Consider the following 26721-nt stretch of genomic DNA (forward strand, 5'->3'; position numbering starts at 1 on the left):
AGGAAAAACCAATAATATATTATATAAGTATATTTTAACGGGAAGTTCTATGTTTAAAGGATACAAATTCAGATTGTTGCCCAATCAACCGCAGATTCAGAAATTGAATCAGGCAGTAGGCAACGCTCGTTTTGTATTCAACCATTTTCTCGAAATGAAAATGAAAACTTACCAAGAAACTGGAATTAGCATATCACATAATGATATTTCAGCACTTTTAACTCAGATGAAGAAAGATTCCAACTATTCTTGGCTGAAAGAAACTCCGGCTACTTCACTGATTGGATCTTTGCAAAACTTAGATGCGGCTTATCGAAATTTCTTTATCCATAATAAGGGCTTTCCGAAATTCAAATCTAAAAGAGGTAAACAGAATTTCTATTTATCTGCACTTGATTTAAAGAATTCTTGGCAAAATCACCAATGTCTCTGGATTAATCCTGAAAATAGTAAAGACGTTCAAGTTAAACTTGGGACTCTCGGATGGTTCAAGTTAAACCTTCATCGAGAAATGCCAGAGTCTGGAAAGATTAAATGTGCGCATATATCCAAAGAAGCTAATGGAGAATGGTATATTGCTTTTCGAACTGAATTACAAGAAGCATATCCAGAGACTATTCCAGTAGAAAAAGCTATTGAAAACTCTATCGGAATAGATTTTGGTTTGAAAACATTCCTCACCTTATCCAACGGTGAACAGATATACTCTCCTAAACATTATCAGACCTCTGAGAAAAAATTAGCGAAGCTTCAAAGATCTTTGAGCAAGAAAACCAAAGGCTCAAACAATAGTTTGAAAACTAAGCAGAAATTAGTTAATCTCCATCGAAAAATTGCTAATCAGAGAGAAGATTATTTACGTAAATTAGCTTATCAGCTAGCTAGTCGATTTGATTTAATAACGATTGAGAATTTAAACATTCAAGGTATGAGTTCTAATCATCGTTTAGCTAAATCAGTAATGACTTCAGGTTGGGCAAAATTCGTAACATTCTTAAGAGAGAAATGCAGGGAATTTGGTAAACATCTGATCTGGACAGGTCGATGGTTTGCTAGTAGCCGTATTATCTATGATACGGGTGAATATCGTTCTAATATGACGTTAAAATGCAGAACTCTCACTGATTGCCATGGCAACCAAATTGATCGAGATGTCAATGCTGCTAAGAATATCAATTACTGGGGTCAGCATTTTATTACAACAGGTGAACTGCTGGCCACTAAAGATTATCTAGCTTTATATAGTTAGATTAATACCGAGAGCTTGACTCGGAAATTTACGCCTGCCAGATATTGGTAAACAAACTAAAGAGTTCCTTAGGGATTAAAACTCTTTAGGCCGAGGGCAGGAAGCTAAGATATTTAGCTCATGACTACCATTCTAACTAGGTTTCTTGGGAGGGTCAAAAGGGCCGAAGCCCTTTAGATTTTTCGAAGTGTTAACTTAACAGAAGAGGTAGAAGCTTTGTCCACAAACGGGATAGTATCGAATCCTTTTGTGTTATAAATCTTGAAGTGCATTGGACGATTAACAGGAACCGCTGTCTTGATATTTTCAATAGTGATTGTCTGGAAAGATCCAATTTTACTGATTGCAAACGCTACTAGTTCATCCGGATTATAGTTGACAGTTACATCAACTACCGAAGCACTCACGGCTTTTGAAGTAATTAATCCTTTGATGACTTTAACTTCGAAGCCTTTTGGCAAGCCAGAAACTCGCATTGTCACTTGACAAGGATTGAAATTACGCGTCTTCTCCGCATTGATTAAGAACAACAGACTACGTTTCTTAGTGATCGTAGTTACATAATCAATTTCAGTAACAATTTCCTGATTAAAAGAGGCTATCATTATCCGGTGAGCTGCTGTCAATGTTGAGAGAGCAGGAATCAGATTAGGCATAATAGCTGGAGATAAATCCAGAGATTCTACTGGGTTGTGCGATTCAATAGTATCCGCAATTGTCTTAATACTATTACCAGTATTCGTAATTTCCATTGGATCAGTTAGAATCTCAACTGGCAAGCTAGACATCAAGTTGAACTGATGCCAATAATCAATGACAGAAGGTTCCGGAGTATTACTTGCCAGATACTTAACTGGGAAAGGTCGCAGACGTTGGTAAGTCATCCAATGTTCATCAACTTTGAATAGATCCCAATCCACGAGACCATGCATCCAATAAGCTGGACTATCCCAATGGTTCACTTCGGTAACTTCAAATCGAGCAGTTACTGGAAAGAGAAGACAAGAGACGTGAGGATTATGCTCTTCAAATGGAGGATAAAAAGGCAACTCTTTGGATAGAGTACCGTCTCCTACCGYGTATGTGAAGGGATATTGATGTGAGGTAGCGTACAGCACACGATTAGAAGAATCATAGCCATAAGGATTACCATGACGTAACCATGAGGTTTCCCTTCCCACCGTCTTATCAATTCTAAAAGCGTCAACGTACTTACTATATCCGCGATGGTATTCCGGAATCTTTTCCAATGTTTCACGATCAGATCTCTCCAAATCAATGTTATTACTTTTCTCGACTTGGAAGTTAGACTCGACAAAAGCACGTTGTCGCATATCTTCTTCCATAAAGAAGTCATCAAGTTGAGTCTGTGGGAAATCGGGAATTGCATATAAAACAGTATAACGATCAAAACGTCCTGGTTTAGATGCGTGCTTAGCCATTGAACCATGACTAACATCAAATGGAACATACACTGCTGGATCTAAGCCATGATGTGCATCATAATCGGTATAGTTATAGTTTGGGATTAGAGCATTATTGGAACCATTCCCACCACCACTACCAATATTTCCAGCATCATTGCTCTCATTGAGAGTTAAGATTCCTACAGTATCAATATCTGATCCGCCTTGCAGTAGACTAAATTCTTTATCTTGCATAGTCAGCTCGCTCCACCATGATTCCTTCGGTAGTATCTCGGAACTTACCATAACGCTCTGGGAAGTTATTAGCTAAGATATCTCGAGCAACTCGGATAGCTTCTGCTTTAGAATGAGTCCAGACATGAACTTCGGTTACATCATCAACGAATTGTTGAGTTTCGAGTCGGCCACCAGTAATCTCAGTAGGATTCTCAAACTTAGACAATTTCGGAAAGTTCATATCACAATAGACTGCAACAATGGATTCGAACGCCTGAGAAGTCATGCCTGTCTGCTTAGCTCGCAATAAATACTTGAGAGCCAGACTTTTACTAGAGAAGTCTTCGGGCAATGCTTCTCGAATATCTTCAGATAAAGTGCTCTCGAAATTAAGAAGTCGAGTGCCACTAGTCATTTTAGCGTAGAGATCAATAAGCTCAATCCAAAGAGGAGCGGAGATTTCTGATACGGAATAGAGCAGAGTTGCGATATTAGAAACTCGGATGGCTACGGATAAGACATCGACTGTATCCCCATTACCATCAAATACTTGAATAGTAATAGTTTGCTGACCTACCTCTAAATCCAAATCGACATCTACAACTTCAGCAGCAGCAATTAAAGGCTTAATGTAGCCCGTTGTTCCTGTGGAAATTACATGACGAAGACCGACATTAGATGTTTCCAGAACAAAGCGAGTCTTACCCTCAATATAAGGAACTTCTTGTACATCGGGCTTATAGAAGTTCCCATCCGGCACACGGCCTAGCAATCTCTGATAGATCGAGCGAATATAAGTGTCTTGCTTTCGATAGAAATTAAGCATATTAGCCCGCCACGAATTTCAAATCAAAGTCGCTAGCCTGAATCTGAAGATATTCAGGAGCCAGACATGGGATATTAAAGCCTTGCAGATAAGACGTCTCATCTTTAGGCTGGAACATCTCAACGGTAATCTTGATGTAACCTTGATAAGTTTGGAAGATATTATCTACCAATTCTTGAACAGTGAGATCGTTCAATCGGAACTTAGTCTGATTCAGATAGGCAAACGTTGCATCTACTAAAGCTTGCTGAGAACTATCTGTCATGACATTGGAGTTGATTCGAATCTTAGCTTTGAACTCGATATATTTGACAATACCTGAATGGACTTCGATCTTCTTACCAAAGTAATCTTCGGTATTGATATTAAGCTGATCTTCAATATCTGACGCCAAAGTATCTTTTACATAAGTTACTGTGACATTGCCTGAATTGGTAGCCAGCTTCTGAGTAATAAGAATTGAATCATTCAGAATTTTATAAGAAGTTACCAAAACACCGTTCACAGAAATGGATTCTATACTCTGAACATGCCGCTTTTTAAGCGCAAATGTTGAGTTAATAATCGGTATATTTTCAGTAACTTTAGTTTTATCGTTACCTGCAACATAAATAGTAACAACGTTCGATCTTTTTGTGATAAGAGTTGGGGTAACATAAATACCCTCAAGACGCTTACCAGCAAAGTCTGTCGCTTTTGTAGCTAAGCCAATCTGAGTGGAGATATCAACAATATAGCTTCGAGTCTTAATCTTAGCCCAGTAATCTTCTAAAGTTTCAGCATCCGCACCATTAATGATTTTTTCTGGGTTATTAACAATGGTGCCTGATGGAAGTGTCAGATTCAGCTTATGGATTCGGTTAGCTGCAATATTGTATTTAGAACCTACTTCTAATGCAGTAATCGGAACCTTATACTCATAATAGCCAGTTTCAGCAGACAATTGATCAGCTGCAGTATAGCTAAGGGAGTTGAATTCAATATTGGTATAATACATATACTGACCATCATCAGTCAGGCCAATAGTACCACTTGGAATTACTAAGCCAGTGGGTGGCTTTAAGAAGCTCAGAATCAAATAAGAGCTAGCCTTAGTGCCGGCGTAACGGATAACGCCATAAGTAGCGCCAACACTTTCATAATCTTCAGCAGATTTAGTTGCGTCAAACTCAGAAGTGAAATTGGCTTTCAGGGAGTCAATATTAGTCTGCACCTGATCCAGTTCAGCACCAATCGGGTTGAGCAGCATATCATCCAACGGACCTCTAGTATCAATTGAGGGATAGTTGGCCAATACCCGTTTCTTGAGTTTATCAGCATAAACTTCTGCCATGTTAAACCTCTTCGTACAAGTGGCGAATAGTCAGATCTTGAGTTAAGACGAGATTCCCTACCGAAACGCTTTGGTAGAGACCATTAAGAATAGCTATCCTAACCATCACTGTTGTGTAATCTCCATTATAATAACTGGCTTTTACGGACTCAATAGAGCGAATTTGCTCATCTGGCAATGAAGAAGTGTATTGTGCAGCCTTCAAACGAATAAGAGCATCACGGAAATCACTTTCAATAAGAGACAAGACACTGGCCTCGTCATATTGATCAATGATATCGAGAGTAGAATAAACTTTGTTACCCTCATTAGTAGATTCATTGTAATGAGTCTTCAGACAACGATCAATATCTTGAACTAGCTTATCATAACCAGTACAAAATATTGTCTTACCACCATCATTGAATGACATGTCACCATTCTGGAAATTAATAGCAAAGTTCACTGATGAAGGTTTTTCTGATAGTTCACCGAAAGTAGCCATAGATTAATCCTCTGGATATGCAAAGAGGCTATTACTCCAAGAACGCATGCGCTGTACTGTAGCTGCTTTCGGAGATATACCATCTTCTTGAATAACATGACTCATCCATATAGTTTGGAATTCAGCGGATCGGACAGCTGCTTCTAAATAGACTTGACCGTGTTGTAGGTCTTGAATCAAGTTTGTCTTCTCAACGCTAGAGGTTGCGGCAATATCACCGGCACCAACTTGAGAAATCTTAGTGGTTAACTCTTTGACTTTGTTAACTTTGTCGGTATTGTTTTCTAAGATCTCTCGTTGACGTTTAACTCGAGACTCACCAAAATTAGCCACCGCTTTAGCTTTAATTAATTGATTCTGAACATCACCCGCCATTGTAGTCTCAACATGGGAAGCGATAGCTTTTTTCAGATCATCGGGAGCTTTGATTAAGAATACTTCAAACTCTGGAGATATCTTAACCATATTCCCAGAGGTTCGATCATGAATATAAGGACGACTAGCTAACTTTCTAGCGTCTACATCTTTCATATTAGCCATTAAGCAGGTTTCCACTCAGTGAATCGTTCAGCTTTAGCCATGGTTGTGCCAACACTTTCAGACACATCTCCTAGCTTAGCGGTAACAGCTCCGGGAATACTTGAAACAGTATCTACCGTATTAGTAACTTTATCCGAAGCGATATTGGCAAAAGTTCCAGCTTCAGCACTAGCATTTGAAACAAAAGAACTAACGCCGGTTAAACCAGAAACCGTGGCCGCTCCAACACTATTAACGCCATTATTTATAATACCCGTCGGAGATTGCTGTAAAACGTCACCACCAATAACATTAACACCACCAACACCAATATTGACATTTGCATTTACACCTGCTGCYGATGCAACATTTCGAGCTTTATCTAGAGCTCCTGCAACAGTTGTCTCTGAAATAGCACCAGAATCATCTTCTAATAGAGCGTCTACGATTTTACCTAGACGTGCAAAACAACCACAGTTCAGATTCAGATTGAACATGCTCAGATCAAAGAGGCTAAGGATACCTAAGACGATATTCTTGATAGCATCATAAATTGATTTAACCATATTCCAGACAGCCATAAGAGCCGCCATTAACCCGTCAAATAAACTTATCGTGAAGTTGAACTCGGGCAATCCGCCAAATAGGGAGCAGATACTACAGATAAAGTTTTCAATCATGGATTTAATACCATTGATTGTAGCAAGAAGTGCCCCTGCTTTACTAATCTGAGCCATTATTGAGTCATAATAACCACGAGTCTTGTCCACTAAGCTTTCCGGATCTGTATCAAAACTAAGAAGATTAGCTAGAGCTGCACTTTTCTTTTTCATGTCAGTAACGATACTCAAGATAKGACTCATACTGTCTTGCAAAGAAGTCATATCATCATTGACTGAAGGGATAATTTTACCCGATGACGTGTAATAAGAACCGTTATAGCTTCCCTGATTGAATACCGAAGAAGGGCTAGCAGCAGCTACATAATCCGTTATCTTATCAGTAATTAAAGTCTCTTTAGAAACAGTTTTAATTGGGATGAAAGATACTGGATAAGAGCTATTATTACCGTAAGGGATATCAACACTTACTGCGTTCTCTGGTCTAAATGTAGGCTGCTGCGTAGTAATAAGCATTGGGTACACATCTGAAGTATTAGCACCGAATAACTTATCCAGCGGCATATAAGAAACGTACTCAGAATTTAATAGAGCATCTGAATCGGGAATATATTCGTTCACTACTGGCAACTCAGCATCATCTGAGATAGCAACTCCAGGAACGATAGTGTCTTTAACTATGCCAGTCAAATCATCCAGCATGGTGTCAGTTTCTAAGAGGCTCCCAGTTAAATCGCCAAGCATATCATCTGCTTTATTAATGAATAGCTTTTGCTGAGTATTTAACTCTTTAGTACCTTTAATGTACTCAAGTATACCAGCACCAGCTAACTGGGTATTATCAGTCGTCATAGCGTATCTCCAGAACTTGAGATAGTGGTTCCTTGACCACAAGGGAATATTGCAGTTCCGCCCAAGGGGTGAGCAGGCTGACCATTAACGATAATCGAAGGCATTCCAGACATAGCTATCATCGTTCCACAGTGAGGACAATTAGTAACACCGGTATCTCCGACTCGGACTAATGCTCGATTATTAACCATCACATTAGGGCTTCCGGATGTCCAAACACCTTGARTCTGATGTCCACAACAATCGGCACCATGAGTGCCAAAGCCAATAACATTATCACCCACTCGGACAAATCCACCACTCATGAGAGCCTCTTAGWTGATTAAAACTTTAGTACCTTGCAAGCGAAGTATTCCACCAGCTTTTATACCGGCACTACCACCAGTCTTATGGTTGAAATTACCACTAATGGTAGAATTCTTATTCCCACCTACGGTTTCACTAGAATCAGTTCCCACTTGAATATCATGAGAAGTTCCATATTTATGATTACCAGCTTTCGCAACTTTATGAGTTAAGTTGTTGCCAACATTCAAATCAAAGGATGAATTTGATCCAGCCATGTTGAAAATAAATCCGCGGTCGGCATCGGCAGGAAGAGTCCAGCACATATTACCGTTTTCATCAACTTCATAAGTAGCTACTGTATTTGATTTTGTATAATATTCTTCGAATGATCGGAGAGCGTTCCCTGTTGTTGCCGAGTTTACTTCTGCACCGCCAGCATCTAGAACGTTACCTTTGCGGAGTCGCATTAGAGTTGGAGTGTTACCTCGGCCTGTCAGATCAATATAGAATTCTTTAGCGACCCCACCTTTAGTCTCATTATAAGATTTTCCATCCGCAGTATGGCGGGTAGCATTACCTATTCTGAAGACATCCTTTTGAGATCCTGAATCGTAATCACCCATCTCAATGACATATTCAGGAACCTGATGGGTGATATCCATACCACTTCTTGACCATATTGATCGGATTAATCCAGAACCGAGTTCCATATCTCCCGTAATTAAACGGTAAATATATGAGCCACCAGCAGCTATATCCTCGGATTCACCACTGACTAATTTCCGATATGGGACTTGCGCTTCAGTTGATTTATTGGACTTAACATATTGAGATTCAACTGAGGTAGATGACTGACCACCATTAACAAAGTCATTCGTTTCACTTCGGCTTTTATAACCGAGGATTTGAGGAAGAGCTGAGTTATTATGACAGTACATGAACAGCACAATACCTCCGGGTTCTGGCATATCTCGACGACGAGAGTTCAGACCGGAATATATAGAAGCTATAGGTAGAGTCTTTTTGCCATTGCCATTACGTAAATCAACCACCATTTCAGCACGATCAGCATCTACACTGAGAATGTGAGCTTCAAGTAATCCTTCGAACTGATTACCCCTGCTTTTAGTATTGGAGGGATCACGATTCATAAATGCCCCGTTTTAAGTAATTCTTCAAGACCACTATGCTTCATCTGTTCTTCAAGAGCCGCTGCTTTAGTCACTCCAGCATTAGAATCATTTAGAAGCTTAGCAATAGCGGCACTCTGATCAGTACCTGTTTTCGGAGTAGACACTGTAGGGACGAAAGCGGTATTTGGAGTTGATGCGGTTTTATTTGATGCTACTGGAGTACGTGTTACTACATCGGTTGCGGTAGCGGTAGTAGTCCCTGTTGATGCCTTAGCCGTAGTCGCAGTGGCGGTTCCAGTTGCAGGATTAGTCGCAGTAGTCGCAGCCGTTGTATCTGCAGTTGTAGCTGTTTTCATAGCGGACATAATTTGCGCAAATGAGGCCATTGTAGGCTCGGTGCTGAAAACGTTGAACGTTACTGGATAAGTTACTGAGAATGGGTTATCCGCTGATTCAGATAAAGATATATCGGCGCTGATAAAACCTAAGAAGGTAATCGTACCCATCATGACCGTATTGATTTCTAACTTGAGATAGTTTAATTTACCATCTTTGAGAACATCCATGGAGGCGAACTGCAGCAATTTAAAGAATACACCACTACCCTCAGTTGGAGCTCCAAGAGTATCCGGATTCAATAAGTTACCTGATTGCATCTGGAAAGATACGTCAATATCCATGTTGTTTACTAAAGCGTTTGAAAAGCCTTGAGTAAATACTCGACCATATCGAGATTTGGAATTAGAACGACGTCCCGCAAATGTATAGTCAATAGATGCTGGGTTGACGTTAAAAACAATCTTATCGCTAGCATCTAGAACAGGATACAGGATCCAGCCTTGACGAGGGATAGATATCTTCGAAGAAGTTAAATTGGCGCTTGCCAGTGAGGTAGATTTAGAACCTATTGCAGAAGACACAGATGATTTAGCGGATGAAATGGCCGACTCGGCACCGGTGATGATGTTTGTTTTAAGTGGAAGAGCCATTCAAACCTCCTATAAACCGAAAAAAGGCGGTAACAATGTACCGCCTTCAGAACTATTGTTACCCGTATTACAGAAGACTTTTCTTAACGCCATCCAGCATTTCACATGGCAAGATTTCGGCGAAGATAGCTTCTTGATCTGCTTGAGAGCATTTACTCATCAGCTTAACCAGTTCGTTCTCAGCTTCATCGAAATTAGAGGTCTTGATCATGTTATTGATCATACCGATAATATGCTGATGACTGGCCTTACGAACATCCAACGGTTCGGCATTTGCATTGATCTGAGGATTTGCACTTTGCAGTTTAACTGGCGCTTTTTCAACTACCAGACCACCTTCCAGCAGATCATCAACTTCAGCCAGATCCTGTTCATCCATTGAAGTGTTATTCGCTTTCGCCACTTCTCTACGCGCAGTCTTCAGATAAATAGCTGGGACAGAGTCAGAATCCAGCAATACCAAGACACGTTGAAACAGATAGCGTTGCAGGTCTGCACTGGTAGCGAGATTAGCCAGAGATGCCTGATCGGTCAGCGGGGTCGGTAAACCGGCCGGAATAATGAGAACGGAGTTTTTGATGCTAATGATCACATCACTTTTCAGACGGCTGATCACGATAAGTTCTTTAGCGTATTTCTGTTCTACCAGTTCGGCCAGATTARCAGTGCCGAGTTCTTTCATTGGAGATGCCATGGTATATTTTCCTGAATGTATTAAGTATGTTTGAGGTTTAATGAATTAATTAACAACTCCATTTTACAGGAAACTTTAGCGGGATTTAATGAGAGCAGCCGCTAACTTTTTGTCTTCTGTGAATACTAATTTGGAGTTGCTTTTAATTGGAAGCTGGCGACCGAACTCTTTCAAGCTATAAGTAGACCAAGCCAATAAGAAACGAGGTTCATTAGAATAGCATTCCAAGAAGGTGTCAATAGCTTCTTGCAAAGAAGAGAAGCCAAGCATTACCTTGTCTTCGTCATAGTTGTCCCAGTTGTTTTTCTGAGCCATGTGCATGACATAGACTTCTTTGCAAGCATAGTTAGTGCCCAGATAAACGTCTAATGGATCACCATCAACGGAGAGTGTACTGGCAAATTCCCCATAAGCGCATTTCATCTCACGAGACCAAGCAACGCCTTGACGATCAACGCCACGACGCATAGAGCCTTTAGGAAACTCAAGATTGATAATAAATCCAGCAAACTTAATAGTTTGGCGAGGCAATTGCTCAGGATCATAATTGACGTCTGATGGAATAACCAAACGCAGATCACCACGTTTTTGCATTGTAGCTAACTTCTGACGAATCTTGAGGTTAGCCGGATTAGAATATTTACTCATGGATTAAGCCCTAATGCGAGCGCCTCTGCCAAATGACCGAGCGCCAGGTTTTCTGTGGGAGAGAACGCCAATGTTACCATTAGCCTTCATGATTTTCTTAGATTGCTTAATGGCATCGTCCAGTTCCATTTCTAAACGACTAATTTCAGCTTCAAGAGCCTGCATATTATCGCGAGTCACTGTAACATTCGGGCCATTATAATCGAATTGGAGTTCGCCTTCGACTAGAACCTGACTCCGCAAGCCATAATAAGCAGCAGCACGAATCCACATTCCCACAAGACCAACATCATGAGGCTCTTTAGGGAAGCTAGCCATTGTCCAACTGGTCAGGAAAGGTTGAGCATTGACTTTAGACAATCCTTCAACGAACCATGTGTACAGCATTTCGTTTGTGTAACCATTAATGCGTTCTGGATTCTTATGGTAACGATCCAAATAAGTTCTGAGACGTGGAAGCATCGTCCAGAAACGCATATTGGCAACCGCAAAGTTTACAATGGATGGCTCACCTGTAACAACGCCAGTATCATTTATCTGACGGATGCTAGCGGTATAAAAACCAGGATGTAGCTGAGAGATCATATCTGCGGTAATTTTGTTGTCACCAATCTCAATAACCAGTGAATCGAGAACTACTAAAGGAGTGTCAGATGTCCCATAGAACGAGATCTGGAAATTACCAGCTTTAGGGCTACGAAGGTTCAAGCTGTCTTGACCATAAGTGACCATACTGATGTAATTATAATCGGGAACTTCCTCTTCTTGAATCTGGAATGATTCTGTATGAGACAGCCAGCCATTTTCAGCAGTGTTAATCTGAGCGAGAATCTTATAAGGATTACTCGGTTTTGTGATAGGGATAACCCACTGAGTTTCAAATTCACCCTCAGCGTAGCCTCGCATTAAGCGACCTTCGGTGAGTACCTTGTTATTCTTATCCAGGATTTTGAACTTTCCTGGTTCAGTTGGAACAGCAGGAGTTCCATCAGGGTTCTGAATAATCAAGTTAAATAGGTGAGTACTACCAGGTTTTAATTGCATGACCGCATCCCACATCCAATATTTAATCAATTATACTGGCTTAGAAGCGGCTATTTTGAGGAATTCAGAGTAATAAAAAGCCCCAATGAAGGGGCTTGATTACTATCTGGAACTTAGCGGATGAGAACGTTAGATAGAACCGACAATTTCAATTGAGGATGACTTCTAAATTCATGCCTCAATGTTTTAACGATTTCTTCATAATCCGCACCATTCGGAAACTCGTTTAAGAATATACTTACCCAAGTTTGAGTTGGGAGATGATCTGGTTTAAAAAGATCACTTTCAACATCCAATGAAAGTTTCAAATGTCGTTGAATGAGTTCAAGATCTTGCTCGGAGAAGTTATCCCATTTCCGATATGGAACAACTACGATTCGGATATCTTCGTTAGTCTTTTCCGGTAGAAACTTAGCAATATCTATTGCTTTAGGATTTTCTAACTTATGAATAAGCCTATCGCCCGATTGTTCGGAGAGCAAACCCTCAGCAACACTATCTCGAATCATCTTCTCGATAAGTGGATTCATTAAGCACGACCTCCACCGTAACCTGCACGATAGGAAGCGTTCTGAGCTACTTTGCGAGGTTCAAGTACTGGAGCTTTAGCAAACTGAGCCATCAAACTCTTTTTATCATCTTCGGTCAGAGTGTGAGTGCCTTCACAACCATCACCCGCTAAGAAGACGCGAATGTTGTTTTCATTATCCAGAGTTGCACGAATAGCTGAACCGTTCTTGGACTTAGTTTTGATCGATTTGATAATTGACATGATAATTCCTTAATGGTAGTTTCAATCTATTATGATTTTTCTTATTATTGGAAAGTTCCTCTCCCAATAAAACCATTATATACGAATACCTGCTTGTAATCAACTGATATTTGGCTATTTGGAGCGGATATCAATAGAAAAGCCCGCTTTCGCAGGCTCTTTAGAAGGGATTGTGTTAATAGGGGCCATATTCTGGAAATGTGGCTAGTTCTTTAATCTCAACTTTCCAATCAGCCCACAGAATTGCTTTCATTTGATTGGTGGCTGCATGTAATTGGGAAGGAATACCTCGTAGTAACACTTCCCTTGGATTGTGGACAATGATTTGAATATCTCGTTTCTGATCATTAATGATTCTGACAACATCTTTTAGAGTATTTTCTGAAAAAATGTCATTCATGTTAAGTTTGATCGAGAAATAGACTTCATCATCACGGATATGCTCAATAGGCTTATTTTCATCAGCAGTTCGCCAGTCCGGATAATCGCGCATCTTCAACAGCTCGAGTTTGGATTCCAAAGCATTGATGATATGCTCAGTCTTAGTGCCCGACCGCCACGCACCATCGAGTCCCAGATGAATAATGTCAATCCATTCCATCACATCCTTAGGATGCTTTCTAGCTTCTGCTACTTCTTTGATGATGTGATCTAGAATGCGATTAGAGGAATAATCCGGTCCGAATGCTTTAATGGAGAACTCTTTCTTATCCTCAATGAACTCTTCCAGACTGAATGGCTTTTCACGAGGAACCTTACCATCATTCATTTCGAGATTGCGAGCCAGACGCAGTTTAGCATCAGTCCGCTTACCTGCAATATTCAGACGTTCGGTGGACATCAGACGGAGTGCAACTACTTCAGTATCTGGTATATCAGTWCCACCTTTAACAGCATCACCTTCTTCCACAACCATCTTCATCCAGTTGATGCCATTCGGAAACATACCAGAGTAGATGTGACCCTCTTTGGTTTTGATATCGTGGTAATCTTTATAGCGCTTACCAACATAAGGGAACCAGATTTCATATTGCGCCGGATGATAGTTAATCAGTCCGTCAGGATTACTCTGCGACATAGTACCTCCTGTTTAAGTGACATCTTGGATTTGATATGCTGATAAGCTAACTCAGCTACTTCCGGAATGCTCAGATTMGAAGTATCAATCTCTAGAGTGTCTTTAGGCATCACCCGACGATAATAATCCTGAATGGTCTGATGATTCTCCAGAGATAATTCATCTAACCAACCCATTTGCATAACACCTGTACGACCCTTACTACGCTTTAAAGCTTGCTCACGATTTACAGTCAGCAGAATAGTTGAATCAGGAACAGGAATCTTCAGATAATGTGAATGGATCATCTCAAGAACAGTTCGTGCAGTTGGATCATTCTCCAGATTCTGGTAGACGTAAGTGGTGTAGAAGCTACGATCAGCCAGCCACATTGCATCTTTAGGGAGTCGGGTGAATAACTCATTGCGAGCGGCCATCATGAGAAGACCAGTTGAAACTGCATCGGTAGGGTTTTGAGTGATTAGCTTGCGAATCTGAGAAGAAGCACCATATTGGTCATCTGAACTAGGTTCCGAAAAACGGAGAGCATTAAAGCCCTCCGCTCGGAATCGTTCACATAGGATGCTAGTTACTTCTGTTTTTCCAACATAATCAGCACCATCAGTGACCGAGTAAAACATGATTATGCAGCCTTCTGACCGAATTTAACCTGATGGGCTGAGCGATCATATACACAGCCTTTAGTCAGGCCTTCAGATACAAACAGCTGATTAACAAAGCCGCTCAGATTCGGACACTCACGTGCAATTATTTCAGAGATGCGCTCAGCCAGATTTTCAATGGTTGTTTCTTTATCACAGATATGAATATTCACGTCTGGATAATGTTCCAACTCATTGACATTCAGCGTCATTTCCATGAAGCCACGCTCTTCGGTGCTGTAAGAGATAACCATGAACTCTTCATCACCATTTTGCTGGTGATCCAGATTTTCACGCTTAACGAAAATGCAGTTGGTCAGCACTTTTTCCAGATGAGAATACTCTTTGAAAGCTTCAATAACCAGCTTATTATCCGGAGAATGCTGATCTGGCAGTTTGATGTCGTGCTCAAAGTGCAGATAGGACAGATGACCATGGCCAATGTTCTTACAGCCATAAGAAGTACTATTCTTCAGACCGTGAACATAGTTGAATTTCAGTGTTGGGAATACTGTGTTGTTCAGATCACCATAGGACATCATGAGAGTCGCCATCTTAACCTGAACTTCAACAGCAAAGCCATAATGAGCCAGCAACGCTTTCTCACAATAGTCTTTCAGGAAGATCTGCAGATTGTTCTGAACAAAGCTGTCAACATCCGGACTTTCACCCACAATATCAACAATGCAGAAGGCATCTTCCGGCAGCTCAATACGACCCAGAGCATTTTTCAGATGGAATACAGTACGGTTTTCAGCATTGGTTTCAGTGCTTTCAACACCCAACAAGGAACCATCAGCGTTCTTGAAAACAACCAGACGATGGTCAAAGCTGTCGTCCATGAACTGCTTCAACTTCTTCTTAGCGTCGGAGAAGTCGATGACTACTTGTTCTTTCTCTTCAATGCGACCGGTCAGGGTGAATGAAGGATTCACGGAGTAACCGATCGGGCAACCATCTGCACGAAGGAATCCGAAGTCGATGCAGTTTTGGTTTGCAAAGAAAATGGTAGAAGTTGTCATAAAATACCTTGATAGCTCGCGATTAATGGGGAGATCTATTATTGATCCCTTTATGTTATATACGATGACTGTTCTCAGTTAGGAGTTCTGCGCATAGATACGATCTACCGCTTTAACTTTGAACACTGCTATTAATTCATACGAGGGAAGATCATCATCTTCAAACAATCTGTAATTGCCGAGTCTTCCACGCACTTTAGAATTTAATGGCGCCGGTTTAAGTAAAGAACATCCCGGAAAGGTTGATAACCATTTAAGCATTGCTCGGTTCATCCTAAGACCGCTCAGGCGTTGTTCTCTAATATCAATGCGAGGGAATTCTGAAACTTGGAGTTGGATTGCGGCATTTAAGCGATTAGAAGTAATGCATTCACTTGCTTCTTCTGCTAATTGATAGAAATTCTCAAGAATTGTTAACTCAGAATGTTTTACTTTGAATTTACAATAAACGTTGAATATTGTAGATGATTCGGAGAGAACTGCGACTTCGAAAGGATATTTACCTCTTGGAGCACGTGCAGTGATTGGGAAATAAACCATGATAAGAGAGGAAGCCTCGGAATAAGTTATTAAATTGGGAACAACTAATTATAACCGAGGCTGCTCGGATAAATTCTAAGCTAACTGGATTTATTCTTGCGAATACGTTTAGTTAATTTGCAGTTATTAGCGATATCCAAAGTATTATAATCTTGCTCTAGCATATTGAAAAAGACTTCAACTAATTCTTGCTTTTCGGTAGCTAGATAATTCTTAGTGAAGTCGATTAATCGATCAGCAGTTAATTCACGAAAGAGAGTATCTTCTGCTGGGATAATACTGAGATTCATGCGATTAGCTTGATCTTTCATTTCTTCGGTAACTTCTGGAATTTCTAAGATAAAAGATAAACCGTGAGTTTTATCTTGTAGCAAACCATAGCTACGAACCTGACATTTCAAGAATTCATCTGGCAAGCTAATTGCGATACGTTCCATTTACAGGATACTCTCTTCTTTAACAGTGATAAATTGGAGTTCGCCATCTTTATTGGTAACATAGCGAGAATAGAAAACACCATGCGACATATAACGGGCAATGCGGAAAGTAAACTCCAACGCATGACCTTCTTTAGTGTCTGCAAACACTCCCAGATTAGCAAGACGAGTGTAAGTCTTGGCATACATCAGAGCATCACAATGATGAACTAACTGTGGAGAGTCAATTGGATTTGGCGACATCCCAGTTTCATGATAATTGTAGCCAAAGTAAATTTCACCTACTTTAGAAAACTCTAAGAACTCTTGATCATCCTCAAAAGTACCATGAGCTTCATTATGCAGGCGTTTACGAACAATCGGATCAAGATCATCCAATGGATTACCCAAATAAACAATGGTGCGGCGTTCTTCTGAAACTAATCCATTTTCATCCGCAGCACCCCACAATTCTTTCGGCAAGTCAATACGCTCACCTTTCTTTGGTGGGGTATTCAGATGGGGATAATTACCGAACGCCGGAGAACCTTCTTCTTGCTTAGACATAGTGGATTCCTTATTTAACGAGAACGGAGGCTTCTTCTAACTTATTTTCACGAATCAGACGGTGAATATCATAAATCATTGGAGCAGATGACACACGCTCTTCAGCTATTAAAATAAGCATTTGCTGATAAGACAATTCATAGATTGGATAGAATACTGCTTCTGGATCATCGAGAGTTGGATCCCAATATTCATCTTTCACACGTAATAAAGCATGCTCAATCGGAATACCTATACTTGGAATAGCTAGATGACCGACCGAGTATTTGATATCTGGAAAATTAGGATTCAAGCCTTTCTCAGACAAGATCATCAGACTATTATTAAAGCATTGACGCGGAGCACTGACATGATACAAACTGTCTTTGAACTCAACTGGCATCTTGGTAATTGGACGTTCTACTTGCTGAACGTTTTCGCCTAAATGCTGAGTCATTACTTTGAGGATTTCAATAGGAGTCACTTCAATCTGTCCATGAAATTTAATTATCCATTAATACGAGAAAAACCCGCCGAAGCGGGTTATTTGTAATCACGTATTGCATCGTTCCAACAGCTAATCGCGCCTATACAATTATCATTATCACAACCACCCATGACACTTTCTAGACGATAAGCAGTGTCTTCTTGAGTAGGATCAAAGCCACATTTACACGCAGCCCAGACTTCACAACCATCTTCCATTACTTGTTCAGAATGAATTGTGAATACTACGTTGTTTTGACACTTAGGACAAGGTTCAACGTGCATAGTAGGAATTTTATGTAAGCTAATCTTTCGAGTACCCATTTAACGCTCCATCGCTTTCCGAGCAGCAAGAATCTTCTTAGCTAATTCTGCTTGTTCTATAACATGACAAAGTTCTTCTTCAGTTTGACCATCATCGAGAAGATCTAGTGAAATTTCATCTGCCTCTATGCATTGTTCAATGAATCTTCGTAACAGTTTTAAATATGTGATTTGATTATTCGCTAATAGCTTATCAAACGAATCTGCGGTTGGTCTAGCTACTCGGATTGTATATGTTTTCAAATCAGATGTGGCCATTAACGACGTTCCTGCTGATTACGATCATCAAACTGAGAAGTACCGCCAGAATGACTAGCACCTTTAGAAGCCATTACTTTCTCAGCTTGCTTACCAAGATCAATAATAGTCTGTAATTCTGATTTAGATAAAGATTCGAGATATCCGCTCATTTCTGATTACCCTTTCTGATTATCTGGATGATGATCCATGCTTTTCTGATCCAACATTTCTTGCGCTTGACGGCCTAATTCGGCTAGAGTTTCAAGTTCAGACTTGGATAACGTCTTGAGATAACCGTTCATTACCGTAACTCTTCTTTGAATACATCACGGCTAACGAAGCGAGCACCTTTATCTATCAGCTTCTGGATTTTAGGACGAATAATGCTAGTGTCCTTAGCCACAACAATGGTTGAGTTTGTCCATGTACCGATTTCGCCACCATGTTCTTTAATAGCGACTTCCAGTTCATCATCACGGAACCCTGTGAATACCACTTTCGCACCTTCCAGTTTTGTGGAAACTGCTGCAATTTCTTGCTGGATATAAGGTCGAAGGGTTAGGTATTTCGAGTGTGATTTCATGAAATCTAAAAACAAGGGTACGCCTTTAGCAAATGATCTGGAAGTCAGGTCTCCAAATAATGCCAGAGTCTTAACGTTCTCATAGATTTCATCTTCTGAGTAACCTTCCCATGCCATACACTCATCGCCCCAAGAATTAAAGACGATTTCCAGACGACCAATACCTACAGCTTTGCCAAAGCAATCAATACCTGCCATCAGATTTGGATAATAGATATCAGATACTGCGGCTTTAACTGCTTCATGGATGTTGCGACGTTTAATTTCACCGAAACCTTCGATACCATTCAGCTTGTCGATATTGTTAAGAGTCAGATCCAGAATACCGTCAATAGTGTTCCAGCCATTCTCAAACAGAGTGTACATGGTAGGGATACCAAAGTTCTCTGTTCCCAGACAAGAGAAGAAGCGCACAATCTTGCGGAACTTAACGGCTGGATGATCAGGATCGAGAGTGATCATATGAACTTCATTATCATCCCAACCTATCGGACCCCATTCAGATTCTTTCGGGAGGTCAGGTTCAGCCGCTGGAGTAAGAATTTCCATCACGTGTGGGATCACATCCCCGCTACGAATTAAGCGGACAACGGCGCCTTTACCAATCGGATGATCTGGCTTGTGAGTTTCAATTTTCAGACGACCATGCTTCACATAGTACGCATTGAAGATAGAAGCATGAGTTACGGTTACACCGCAAATCTCAACGGGTTCAAGGACAGCACGACCGCGGAAATCACCGTCTTTATGGAGACGCCATTCAATACCAAGAACGTTCGCAACGACCGAATCTTCTGCAAAGTTGATCTTGAACTTACGACGAGATTGGCGATATAAGCCATCTGACTCCAGACCCATTTCAGAAGCAGTCGAGAGGTTATCGATTTCCAATACCCAACCATCAACAGCATAATCCAGACCATCATCTTCAGAACGGATAATAGATATCGTTTCTTCCAAGTGATCCCAGTCAGCGGCCATTGCATCCCAATCTTCAATCTTATGAGCAGGATATTCATAGATTTCATAATAAGGGATTTCAAAGCCTACAGAGGCCAGATAATTTAGCTGATGGCTACGACAAGTTTCGAATTCATCATCGGCAGATTCACAGATTTCATAAGCGATGAAATCAACATCCCGAACTTCTTCTGAGCTTTCTTTACGACGGAACAGACCAGCAACCATGTTGCGAGCATTTTTCCATTCACCATGATATTTGGCAGAGAAGACGGACTTACGCATCTCCAATTCACCACGAATGACCAGACGAGCATTGGCATTTGCAATAGTGGTTGGAATGCTTAGACAGTCTTTGGCAACTCGATAAATGTCTTTGCCTTCGAAACCATTATATTTCGAATAGGCTTTCTTCAAGGTGCCACTTTCATAAACCAGCTCAACACTGATACCATCATGCTTTGCAGTCTTAAGAGCTACAATATGGCTAGCATTATGTGAAGAGTTCAGCGCCAAACGTAACCAGGATTGGAAATCTTCAATCGTGTACATTTGGCTGATGCCAGGCATTGGAACCGGCAAGCGGAAGTTCTCATTGTAGGTATGAGATTCGAGAACACGTTGGAAGTCGGGATTGCTATTGTCAATGATATACTTGACCAGATTGTCAAATGCATCATCGTCAAGATAAGGTTCTTGCACACCACTGCGATCATAATGATAGTTAGTAGCGGCTACATCGCTCAAATCAGCAATGGTAAATTGAGCCAGACACGCATGGAAATTACGAGTCTTGAGATTAAAGTTTAAGAATTCTTGCTGGTCTAAAGTTAAATTCTGCATGTGAAAGTCCGCATTAACTGAAAAAAGGGGAAGCCTAAGCCTCCCCTAATATTATCACATCAAACAATAGCTTTCTTGACAACTTCCGGAACCGACAAATACGTTGTACGGTATGCTTGGGAGATGTAGTTCGACATTAATACCATCGAAAAGCCTTTACGATCAGCTTTTTCAGCATCCCCAATTGTCATTGTTTGTAACTTCTGGATTATCTCTTGCTCGATAACCGGAGACGGAGTTTGACGCCTCAGACTACTTTCTTCAGATTTAACCATTTGATACTCCATTTGATCTCGCACTACGATTTATTGTTTAATGAGGTCTGATGCCTCAAATATAAATACGATTATCTTTCTGTCTGATCACAGAGGCCAGTTTAACTTTGTCTTAAAAGCGGACTTCATATCATCTGAGGATAAGATAGCCCAATAAACTGGCAGGTCGATAATGTATGGGATGTTCTCTTTTATATACGCTACAACAACAGGCTCTTCTTTATTCTTCGGATAGGTACGAATGATTTGACCTTCTTCGTTTTCTTCCAAAGATGTCAGCTTGCGCGGGAGATTAGAGATCTTGTTCAAAGTGCAGTACGCTTTAGTATGTTCTTCGAACAATGTTTCAGCATTCAGCCACATATCAAGAATGCCCTGAGTGCCTTTATAAAGATTTTTACGAGGGGCTACATTCACCCACCAGTTAGTCTCGTCGATCACATCAACGAATTCAGTACCAAGACACAAACAACCTTGCCAGTAAGGCTGATCTTGATCCATTACCAGACGGTAGCCAGCGAACCACCACCCTTCATCATATTCTGGAACATTGGTATCTTGAATACCGATTGCTAAGATTTCAGGGATAAATTTGCTGCGAGTGTTCCAGCCAGCATCATAGCCTTCAACTTTAAGACGTTTGCCGAGTTTCTCAGCCATAATCAAACAACGATCTTTTACTGAAACTTCGACTTCAGAAGTGGCAGACCATGCAGATACTGCTTTATAAGCTGAGAAGTAATAAGCATTCTCAGAAGCTTCTGGATCAATGTCCATCAAAGGTTCACGTTTCATCTAACATCCTCGCATTATGATTAATTATCCAACTCTTTATACTACTATTATAAGGATTTACGGCTTAAATGTCAAGATATTTAGCTGAAATCCACTTATTTGGATATAATACGAGAAAAGGGAAACCGAAGTCTCCCTTGATATCAACGCTGATTTTTTACGAGTCACTGGCTTGGTTGAAAGACAAAGCATCCTCTTCAATGTTATCTGAACCATCTAAGCTAGCAATAGCTGTAAATGTATCAGCACCAACTGTGACCGTAATATGAACATCTTTCAGAGGATAATTTGGCAGATTAAAGAAACTAATCACAAAGCTACCAGCTTCCGTACTGAAGAAATCATCGAAATCAATTTCGAAGGCTGAAGAACCGGAGGCGAATTTTAACTCAACCAGTCCAAAGATGTCATCGCAAATAAATTCCTGCTTTTCTTTATCCACAATAAAGAATTCGACTTGAACGTCAGATCCATTCTTGTATCTAAAGATTTGAGGCTTTATGAGGTACCGATCATCGCGTGATTCTGCCATAATTTAATACCTTCTTTCTTCCCGTCTACTAGATTTTTGATTCTTGGATGAGGCTTTGCTATGATTCCGAGCTAACCCAAGAGTGGCATTAGTCTTCTCTATGACAGCAGATGCCATAAATTCAGCGACGGTTAAGCCTAAGGACTTAGCAGCATCTTTTACGTGAATCTGATAATATTCGAATTCAATAGGAACTATGGGTTGGCTGAACTCACGGTGAGCATTCTCATTGTTCCGCTTTGCCTCTACTATAATACCCGCTAATTCTATCAGCTTAGCGGACTTTATTTTATCTTGCTCAAAATAAGCCAGCACTCCCTCAGTTTGGTCAATACCTTTAAATAAGCCATTTGACGTCTGATGGATAGCATGGTGGCAAGCTTCACAAAGATCAATGAGGTTGCTTGGATCATCAGAACCACCGAGAAATCTTGGACACTTATGGTGAATTTCCCGACGTGTAATCGGGAATTCATCTGAGCAGCAACCACATGTAAACTTATTCATTACCAGAGCTTCCACCATTTGTACTGACTGTTTTCATTATTATACTGATTCAACTTACTACCGAAGTTAGGTATCTCGATTGTCAACTTACCATTGGTAGAGTTCAAGCTTTTCACTGTCCCCTTAGTTTGACTATCACCCTCACTTTGAGGTCCGCCATTACTAGAACTTGGACTAGCTGCTGCTTTAGCTGCTGTCGCTGTCTGAGCGGATGCTGCCATTTGAGGTGACGTATATTGCTGGATTTCGTCTTGAGTAAGTAGCATATCTTTCAGTAAATTCTCAACTTTAGGATCGAGAACGGTAGTAGCTACTGGAGTATTCAAAGTGGATGCTGGATTTGGTAAAGATAGTGCACCGGCAGTTACAGCACCAGTAGTCTCTTTGATCTTCTTATCATCATCTGAAGAGAACATACCTGATATCCAATCCCCAGCTTTAGATACTTTAGCACCGATGTAATCACCAGCGTCAGAGGCTCCTTTTATAATAGAGTCTTTGGTATCTACAGCCCAATCACTGATAACGTCCCCAGCTTTCTCACCAATAATGCCGCCGGCAATCGCACCGATGGTTGTACCGATCGCACCGCCAATAGCTGTGCCAGGCCCAGGAACAATTGAACCAATTGCAGCGCCAGTAGTACCACCTAAAGAAGCGCCTGCGGCCATACCTGCCATACTACCGCCAATGCCCCCTGCTATTTTAATACCTTTATCTGTGGTAGATGACTCATCATCCTTATGCTTGTAAACTTGATCAGCAGCAGTAAGAGCGGTACCGATAAGAGGAACGCCTTTAAGCATGCCTTTACCTGCCCCCAGCAAACCCTCACCCATACCACCAAGCTTAGACATTGTGCCTTCGCCCAGAATAGATGTTCCAGTTGATTTTATCATATTCTTAACAAAATCAGGGACGGACAATGCATCTAGTCCATCAGTTGCTAATGCTTTAGCACCGGAGAACATTTTCTGAGCTTTACCAAAGAACTTACTGTCTTTCAGGGCACCTAATCGGTCAGCGCCACCACGAACATTATCGCTTATTGAGCCTGCAAGGTTACGCAAACGACCTAAGCGACCGCGACCTCCACGATTTCGGATACGATTATTTCTACGCTGACGACGTAATCTCCGACGACGCTTCCTATCTTTTTCAGAATCACCTTCATTGCCCCCATCATCTCCGCCACCAGAATCTCCGCCACCAGAATCTTCTCCATCATCTCCACCTCCACCTCCTCGGCGTCTACCCAGAAGATCTCGCCCACCTTTATAGATTTTTTTAACCATATTCTTAAAGGCCCGAGCTTTCCATGCAATCATAAGCGCAAGGATACCCGCAAGAATTGGAGTCTGAGCCATAATAGTATCTTTGACTGATCCAATCCAATCACCAATGTTGGTCAGCCAATGCTCTTTGGCTTTCAACTCAACTCGATCTTTAGAAGCTGCTTTAGTGGCTTCAACATCTTCAGGTAAAGGAGCTGCACTATCTACTTGAGCTTGATATTTATCTGCACTATATCCAACTTTCTCAAGTTGCTGCATCAGGTTAAGGGCAGTTTTCTTATCTGTGCCCATGTTCTGAGCAAGCATTTCAACGTTACCGTTGTTCCATTTCTGGTCGGGGGATTGAATACCGGATAAACGAATTGCCTCTTTTAGTTTGCCAGAATCCATTGACATTCCATACTGACTATTCATGTTTTTCTTGAGCTTATCATCACCATCAATGCCTTTGAATAAGTCTTCAAAGATTAATGCATTGCCGCCACGGTTATTCGCATCAATAAGGTTGGCTAGTTCACCTTCTTTACCAGCATAACCAGTATCTTTAGTGATACCCTTATCCTGAAGTTCTTTCAGAATTGTATCGTGATCTTTCCCTTTAAATTGCTGAGATAATTGTTCAGATATTGCTTTACCTCCCATAAGTTTAACGGGATCACTAGCAGTATCTGTATTATGAATAGCATCGGTTAATTGCTTAGCATTCTCAACGGCTTCTTTACCGGCATAACCCATCTGTTGCATATACTTCAGGTTAGTCGCATAAGTCTTTGAGATCTGAGTCATGGAAGTTCCCTGCTTTCGTAGGGTGCTACTAACCTCCATTAAACCGTCATAATATTCTTTCTGAGTAGCTAGTTTATCAAGTTCCAGTTGATATTCAGCTTCATTGATTTCTCCAGAATCTTTCCGGACTTGAAGATCGGTAGCTAATTGCTTCTGCATTTTATCGCGAGTAGCAGTAACTTCCCAAAGATCTTTAGAAGTTTTCTCCATAGACTTGCCATACGTTCGCTGATTCTCAACATAATAATCGCGAAGACTATCCATGGATTGTCCCATCGTCTTAGATAGGAAACCAATGTTCTCAATAGTATCTGTCAGTTTGTCTACGTTCTGGAAACGAGCTTGATTGCCCATGTCCTTAGCAACAGAAGCAACTGCATCGGTATTTTCACCGATTTTACGACCAATTTTAGAGAGTTCACCACTAACCAATTGAGGTAAGCCAGCAACGCCGTTAGATTGCATACTCTCACTCATTCGACCAAAGATACCTGCAGCGTTTTCATACTTACCGGTTTCATTAGCGGCACCAAATTTGTTAGATACATCGCCATAGTCGATCTGGTTTTGTAAAGAACTCTGCATAATGTACTTAGCAGAGATAGCAGTCGCAATGTCTTGCCAAGAATCTTTGAGCACTGTACTAATCTTCGACATAGTATTATTCAAGGTGTCAAAGACTTTGTTACCCGTCCCCATATGATCCTCTAGATTAGCCAGAGATCCTCTAGCATCTTCTAAGAAATGGGGAAGATTACGATACAAACTTAAATACTGAGTAAATTTCTTACCAAAAGCATTTTGCTGATCTTGAGCAATATTTGATTGCTCTTCTTGACGTTGAGCATGTTTACGCTCATTCTCTTCCCGACGTTTGACACGGGCAGCTTCATCTTCTTGAGAACGCTGATCATGAATTTGAGCGGCAACTTCTTGCTTAGTTTTCTGAGTTTCAGCGCGAGCATCCGCTTTAAGCTGATCAGCAGCCTGTTGGTTAGCTCCCAACACTTGAGATACTGTAGTATTTAACTCCGAGAGAACAGTAATGATCTCTTCTAATTCTGGAGTTATTTCAGACTTTGCCGAGTTGCCTTTATTATTCTTTCCTGCATCCGGATCAAAATCGAGAGAGTTGTCATCCATAGGAATTGCTACCTATTACTCAATGTTGCTAGCGTTTTGAGGTTCTTCCTGAGGTGCAGCTGGTTCTTGAGGAGCCGGTAATTTGTTGACAACTTGAGTAACTTGCTTGATTGGACGTTCATCATCGTCATCTAAATCAGGCAAATCAACCAGACCACCGGCAGAACTAAACCATTCTTCCAGCTCTTCGTTGTAGATATGGGTCAGAAGTTCCAGTGGGATGCGAGAAACAATCGCTTCGTAAATCCATTGACTAACCAGACCACGACGTTCTTCTGTTAAGAAAGATCGTTCATTAGGGTTCAGGTTTTCACGAACAGCTTGTAATTTAGCTGGAACGTAATGCATTAAGTCTTTGTCATTCAATTTCAACAAAGTAGATGCAAGAATYTTAGGAATATAGCTAGCACCCATCGCAGAGAGATCCAGCGTATTAGCCGATGCTTCTGTACTTGCCCAAGTAGTATCGAAACTGGTAGCCAATTGGAAAGTGAAGGTTAAAGAGCTACCATTCTTCAGATCAATTACGACGTCCTTGGTTTTTTCAAACTCTTTGAACGCTAAGGGTAAATTAACTGGGAGAATCTTGGAGCCTTTTCCGATTACATCTGACAT

At 40.9% G+C, this 26721-nt stretch carries 31 protein-coding genes; 1 reads left to right on the plus strand and 30 read right to left on the minus strand.

The genetic code is table 11. From position 1 onward, the window contains the following. The first annotated feature begins 49 nt into the window (after positions 1 to 49). The gene (locus tag EAH77_RS16210; RefSeq protein WP_140473856.1) at positions 50 to 1249 is read left to right on the plus strand and encodes an RNA-guided endonuclease InsQ/TnpB family protein; all 1200 of its coding nucleotides are present in this window, start codon (positions 50 to 52) and stop codon (positions 1247 to 1249) included. 173 nt (positions 1250 to 1422) lie between these two features. Here EAH77_RS16210 and EAH77_RS16215 read toward each other — a convergent pair whose 3' ends face one another. From EAH77_RS16215 to EAH77_RS25170, 30 genes are all read right to left on the minus strand, one after another. Further along, positions 1423 to 2910: a hypothetical protein gene (locus EAH77_RS16215; protein ID WP_140473857.1), complete on the minus strand. Its 1488-nt coding sequence runs from the start codon at positions 2908 to 2910 to the stop codon at positions 1423 to 1425. Further along, the gene (locus tag EAH77_RS16220; RefSeq protein ID WP_140473858.1) at positions 2900 to 3718 is read right to left on the minus strand and encodes a hypothetical protein; all 819 of its coding nucleotides are present in this window, start codon (positions 3716 to 3718) and stop codon (positions 2900 to 2902) included. The genes EAH77_RS16215 and EAH77_RS16220 overlap by 11 nt, the downstream gene beginning before the upstream one ends. Before the next feature lies 1 nt (position 3719). Continuing rightward, positions 3720 to 5051: a baseplate J/gp47 family protein gene (locus tag EAH77_RS16225; protein ID WP_140473859.1), complete on the minus strand. Its 1332-nt coding sequence runs from the start codon at positions 5049 to 5051 to the stop codon at positions 3720 to 3722. 1 nt (position 5052) lies between these two features. Beyond that, a complete protein-coding gene (locus EAH77_RS16230; protein ID WP_140473860.1) occupies positions 5053 to 5535 on the minus strand; it encodes a hypothetical protein in 483 nt (160 codons plus the stop codon). Positions 5536 to 5538: 3 nt separating this feature from the next. Continuing rightward, positions 5539 to 6075, minus strand: a complete 537-nt coding sequence (locus tag EAH77_RS16235) for a hypothetical protein (RefSeq protein ID WP_140473861.1) — start codon at positions 6073 to 6075, stop codon at positions 5539 to 5541. Continuing rightward, complete coding sequence (locus EAH77_RS16240; protein ID WP_140473862.1) at positions 6075 to 7526, minus strand: hypothetical protein; 1452 nt, start codon at positions 7524 to 7526, stop codon at positions 6075 to 6077. The genes EAH77_RS16235 and EAH77_RS16240 overlap by 1 nt, the downstream gene beginning before the upstream one ends. Then, a complete protein-coding gene (locus tag EAH77_RS25830; protein ID WP_140473863.1) occupies positions 7523 to 7831 on the minus strand; it encodes a PAAR domain-containing protein in 309 nt (102 codons plus the stop codon). The genes EAH77_RS16240 and EAH77_RS25830 overlap by 4 nt, the downstream gene beginning before the upstream one ends. A gap of 9 nt (positions 7832 to 7840) precedes the next feature. Beyond that, positions 7841 to 8965: a hypothetical protein gene (locus EAH77_RS16250; protein ID WP_140473864.1), complete on the minus strand. Its 1125-nt coding sequence runs from the start codon at positions 8963 to 8965 to the stop codon at positions 7841 to 7843. Next, positions 8962 to 9936, minus strand: coding sequence for a hypothetical protein (locus EAH77_RS16255; protein WP_140473865.1), 975 nt, complete (start codon positions 9934 to 9936; stop codon positions 8962 to 8964). The genes EAH77_RS16250 and EAH77_RS16255 overlap by 4 nt, the downstream gene beginning before the upstream one ends. A gap of 67 nt (positions 9937 to 10003) precedes the next feature. After that, complete coding sequence (locus tag EAH77_RS16260) at positions 10004 to 10630, minus strand: hypothetical protein (RefSeq protein ID WP_140473866.1); 627 nt, start codon at positions 10628 to 10630, stop codon at positions 10004 to 10006. A 75-nt stretch (positions 10631 to 10705) separates the two neighbouring features. After that, a complete protein-coding gene (locus EAH77_RS16265) occupies positions 10706 to 11278 on the minus strand; it encodes a hypothetical protein (RefSeq protein WP_140473867.1) in 573 nt (190 codons plus the stop codon). Positions 11279 to 11281: 3 nt separating this feature from the next. After that, complete coding sequence (locus tag EAH77_RS16270) at positions 11282 to 12322, minus strand: hypothetical protein (RefSeq protein ID WP_140473868.1); 1041 nt, start codon at positions 12320 to 12322, stop codon at positions 11282 to 11284. Between the two features lie 113 nt (positions 12323 to 12435). After that, positions 12436 to 12852, minus strand: a complete 417-nt coding sequence (locus EAH77_RS16275; RefSeq protein ID WP_140473869.1) for a hypothetical protein — start codon at positions 12850 to 12852, stop codon at positions 12436 to 12438. Then, the gene (locus EAH77_RS16280) at positions 12852 to 13094 is read right to left on the minus strand and encodes a hypothetical protein (protein ID WP_140473870.1); all 243 of its coding nucleotides are present in this window, start codon (positions 13092 to 13094) and stop codon (positions 12852 to 12854) included. The genes EAH77_RS16275 and EAH77_RS16280 overlap by 1 nt, the downstream gene beginning before the upstream one ends. Positions 13095 to 13269: 175 nt before the next feature. Further along, complete coding sequence (locus EAH77_RS16285; RefSeq protein ID WP_140473871.1) at positions 13270 to 14172, minus strand: dATP/dGTP pyrophosphohydrolase domain-containing protein; 903 nt, start codon at positions 14170 to 14172, stop codon at positions 13270 to 13272. Further along, entirely contained in the window at positions 14145 to 14792 is a 648-nt protein-coding gene (locus EAH77_RS16290; protein WP_140473872.1) for a dTMP kinase, read from the minus strand. The genes EAH77_RS16285 and EAH77_RS16290 overlap by 28 nt, the downstream gene beginning before the upstream one ends. A 2-nt stretch (positions 14793 to 14794) precedes the next feature. Continuing rightward, positions 14795 to 15835: a hypothetical protein gene (locus tag EAH77_RS16295; RefSeq protein ID WP_140473873.1), complete on the minus strand. Its 1041-nt coding sequence runs from the start codon at positions 15833 to 15835 to the stop codon at positions 14795 to 14797. A gap of 78 nt (positions 15836 to 15913) precedes the next feature. Continuing rightward, the gene (locus tag EAH77_RS16300) at positions 15914 to 16375 is read right to left on the minus strand and encodes a hypothetical protein (protein ID WP_140473874.1); all 462 of its coding nucleotides are present in this window, start codon (positions 16373 to 16375) and stop codon (positions 15914 to 15916) included. Between the two features lie 80 nt (positions 16376 to 16455). After that, the gene (locus EAH77_RS16305; protein WP_140473875.1) at positions 16456 to 16812 is read right to left on the minus strand and encodes a hypothetical protein; all 357 of its coding nucleotides are present in this window, start codon (positions 16810 to 16812) and stop codon (positions 16456 to 16458) included. Beyond that, a complete protein-coding gene (locus EAH77_RS16310; protein ID WP_140473876.1) occupies positions 16813 to 17358 on the minus strand; it encodes a hypothetical protein in 546 nt (181 codons plus the stop codon). A 10-nt stretch (positions 17359 to 17368) separates the two neighbouring features. Next, the gene (locus EAH77_RS16315; RefSeq protein WP_140473877.1) at positions 17369 to 17821 is read right to left on the minus strand and encodes a hypothetical protein; all 453 of its coding nucleotides are present in this window, start codon (positions 17819 to 17821) and stop codon (positions 17369 to 17371) included. Positions 17822 to 18147: 326 nt separating this feature from the next. Then, a complete protein-coding gene (locus tag EAH77_RS16320; protein WP_140473878.1) occupies positions 18148 to 18405 on the minus strand; it encodes a hypothetical protein in 258 nt (85 codons plus the stop codon). Next, entirely contained in the window at positions 18405 to 18557 is a 153-nt protein-coding gene (locus tag EAH77_RS25165) for a hypothetical protein (RefSeq protein ID WP_161985814.1), read from the minus strand. Before EAH77_RS25165 ends, EAH77_RS16320 begins: the two co-directional genes overlap by 1 nt. Before the next feature lie 131 nt (positions 18558 to 18688). After that, positions 18689 to 20773, minus strand: a complete 2085-nt coding sequence (locus EAH77_RS16325; RefSeq protein ID WP_140473879.1) for a hypothetical protein — start codon at positions 20771 to 20773, stop codon at positions 18689 to 18691. 59 nt (positions 20774 to 20832) lie between these two features. Further along, entirely contained in the window at positions 20833 to 21048 is a 216-nt protein-coding gene (locus EAH77_RS16330; protein WP_140473880.1) for a hypothetical protein, read from the minus strand. 87 nt (positions 21049 to 21135) lie between these two features. Continuing rightward, positions 21136 to 21843 carry a hypothetical protein gene (locus tag EAH77_RS16335; protein WP_140473881.1) on the minus strand — a complete coding sequence of 236 codons (708 nt, stop codon included), beginning with the start codon at positions 21841 to 21843 and terminating at the stop codon, positions 21136 to 21138. A 157-nt stretch (positions 21844 to 22000) separates the two neighbouring features. After that, the gene (locus EAH77_RS16340; protein ID WP_140473882.1) at positions 22001 to 22375 is read right to left on the minus strand and encodes a hypothetical protein; all 375 of its coding nucleotides are present in this window, start codon (positions 22373 to 22375) and stop codon (positions 22001 to 22003) included. Between the two features lie 3 nt (positions 22376 to 22378). Further along, on the minus strand, positions 22379 to 22882 hold the full coding sequence (locus EAH77_RS16345; RefSeq protein ID WP_161985815.1) for an HNH endonuclease: 504 nt from the start codon (positions 22880 to 22882) through the stop codon (positions 22379 to 22381). Further along, positions 22882 to 26106, minus strand: a complete 3225-nt coding sequence (locus EAH77_RS16350) for a hypothetical protein (protein WP_140473884.1) — start codon at positions 26104 to 26106, stop codon at positions 22882 to 22884. The genes EAH77_RS16345 and EAH77_RS16350 overlap by 1 nt, the downstream gene beginning before the upstream one ends. Positions 26107 to 26121: 15 nt before the next feature. Continuing rightward, on the minus strand, positions 26122 to 26721 hold a 600-nt coding region (locus EAH77_RS25170; RefSeq protein WP_161985816.1), incomplete at its 5' end, for a hypothetical protein.

Origin of the sequence: Ewingella americana, from assembly GCF_006438725.1 — a bacterium.
GTDB lineage: Bacteria > Pseudomonadota > Gammaproteobacteria > Enterobacterales > Enterobacteriaceae > Ewingella > Ewingella americana_A.

Coding starts and splice junctions, on each gene's coding strand:
- EAH77_RS16255 (WP_140473865.1), bottom strand. CDS start 9,936: ATGGCTCTTCCACTTAAAACAAACATCATCACCGGTGCCGAGTCGGCC.
- EAH77_RS16265 (WP_140473867.1), bottom strand. CDS start 11,278: ATGAGTAAATATTCTAATCCGGCTAACCTCAAGATTCGTCAGAAGTTA.
- EAH77_RS16275 (WP_140473869.1), bottom strand. CDS start 12,852: ATGAATCCACTTATCGAGAAGATGATTCGAGATAGTGTTGCTGAGGGT.
- EAH77_RS16210 (WP_140473856.1), top strand. CDS start 50: ATGTTTAAAGGATACAAATTCAGATTGTTGCCCAATCAACCGCAGATT.
- EAH77_RS16235 (WP_140473861.1), bottom strand. CDS start 6,075: ATGGCTAATATGAAAGATGTAGACGCTAGAAAGTTAGCTAGTCGTCCT.
- EAH77_RS16345 (WP_161985815.1), bottom strand. CDS start 22,882: ATGAATAAGTTTACATGTGGTTGCTGCTCAGATGAATTCCCGATTACA.
- EAH77_RS16310 (WP_140473876.1), bottom strand. CDS start 17,358: ATGTCTAAGCAAGAAGAAGGTTCTCCGGCGTTCGGTAATTATCCCCAT.
- EAH77_RS16330 (WP_140473880.1), bottom strand. CDS start 21,048: ATGGTTAAATCTGAAGAAAGTAGTCTGAGGCGTCAAACTCCGTCTCCG.
- EAH77_RS16320 (WP_140473878.1), bottom strand. CDS start 18,405: ATGGCCACATCTGATTTGAAAACATATACAATCCGAGTAGCTAGACCA.
- EAH77_RS16220 (WP_140473858.1), bottom strand. CDS start 3,718: ATGCTTAATTTCTATCGAAAGCAAGACACTTATATTCGCTCGATCTAT.
- EAH77_RS16295 (WP_140473873.1), bottom strand. CDS start 15,835: ATGACAACTTCTACCATTTTCTTTGCAAACCAAAACTGCATCGACTTC.
- EAH77_RS16340 (WP_140473882.1), bottom strand. CDS start 22,375: ATGGCAGAATCACGCGATGATCGGTACCTCATAAAGCCTCAAATCTTT.
- EAH77_RS16225 (WP_140473859.1), bottom strand. CDS start 5,051: ATGGCAGAAGTTTATGCTGATAAACTCAAGAAACGGGTATTGGCCAAC.
- EAH77_RS16350 (WP_140473884.1), bottom strand. CDS start 26,106: ATGGATGACAACTCTCTCGATTTTGATCCGGATGCAGGAAAGAATAAT.
- EAH77_RS16300 (WP_140473874.1), bottom strand. CDS start 16,375: ATGGTTTATTTCCCAATCACTGCACGTGCTCCAAGAGGTAAATATCCT.
- EAH77_RS16280 (WP_140473870.1), bottom strand. CDS start 13,094: ATGTCAATTATCAAATCGATCAAAACTAAGTCCAAGAACGGTTCAGCT.
- EAH77_RS16270 (WP_140473868.1), bottom strand. CDS start 12,322: ATGCAATTAAAACCTGGTAGTACTCACCTATTTAACTTGATTATTCAG.
- EAH77_RS16230 (WP_140473860.1), bottom strand. CDS start 5,535: ATGGCTACTTTCGGTGAACTATCAGAAAAACCTTCATCAGTGAACTTT.
- EAH77_RS25165 (WP_161985814.1), bottom strand. CDS start 18,557: ATGAGCGGATATCTCGAATCTTTATCTAAATCAGAATTACAGACTATT.
- EAH77_RS16305 (WP_140473875.1), bottom strand. CDS start 16,812: ATGGAACGTATCGCAATTAGCTTGCCAGATGAATTCTTGAAATGTCAG.
- EAH77_RS16325 (WP_140473879.1), bottom strand. CDS start 20,773: ATGCAGAATTTAACTTTAGACCAGCAAGAATTCTTAAACTTTAATCTC.
- EAH77_RS16335 (WP_140473881.1), bottom strand. CDS start 21,843: ATGAAACGTGAACCTTTGATGGACATTGATCCAGAAGCTTCTGAGAAT.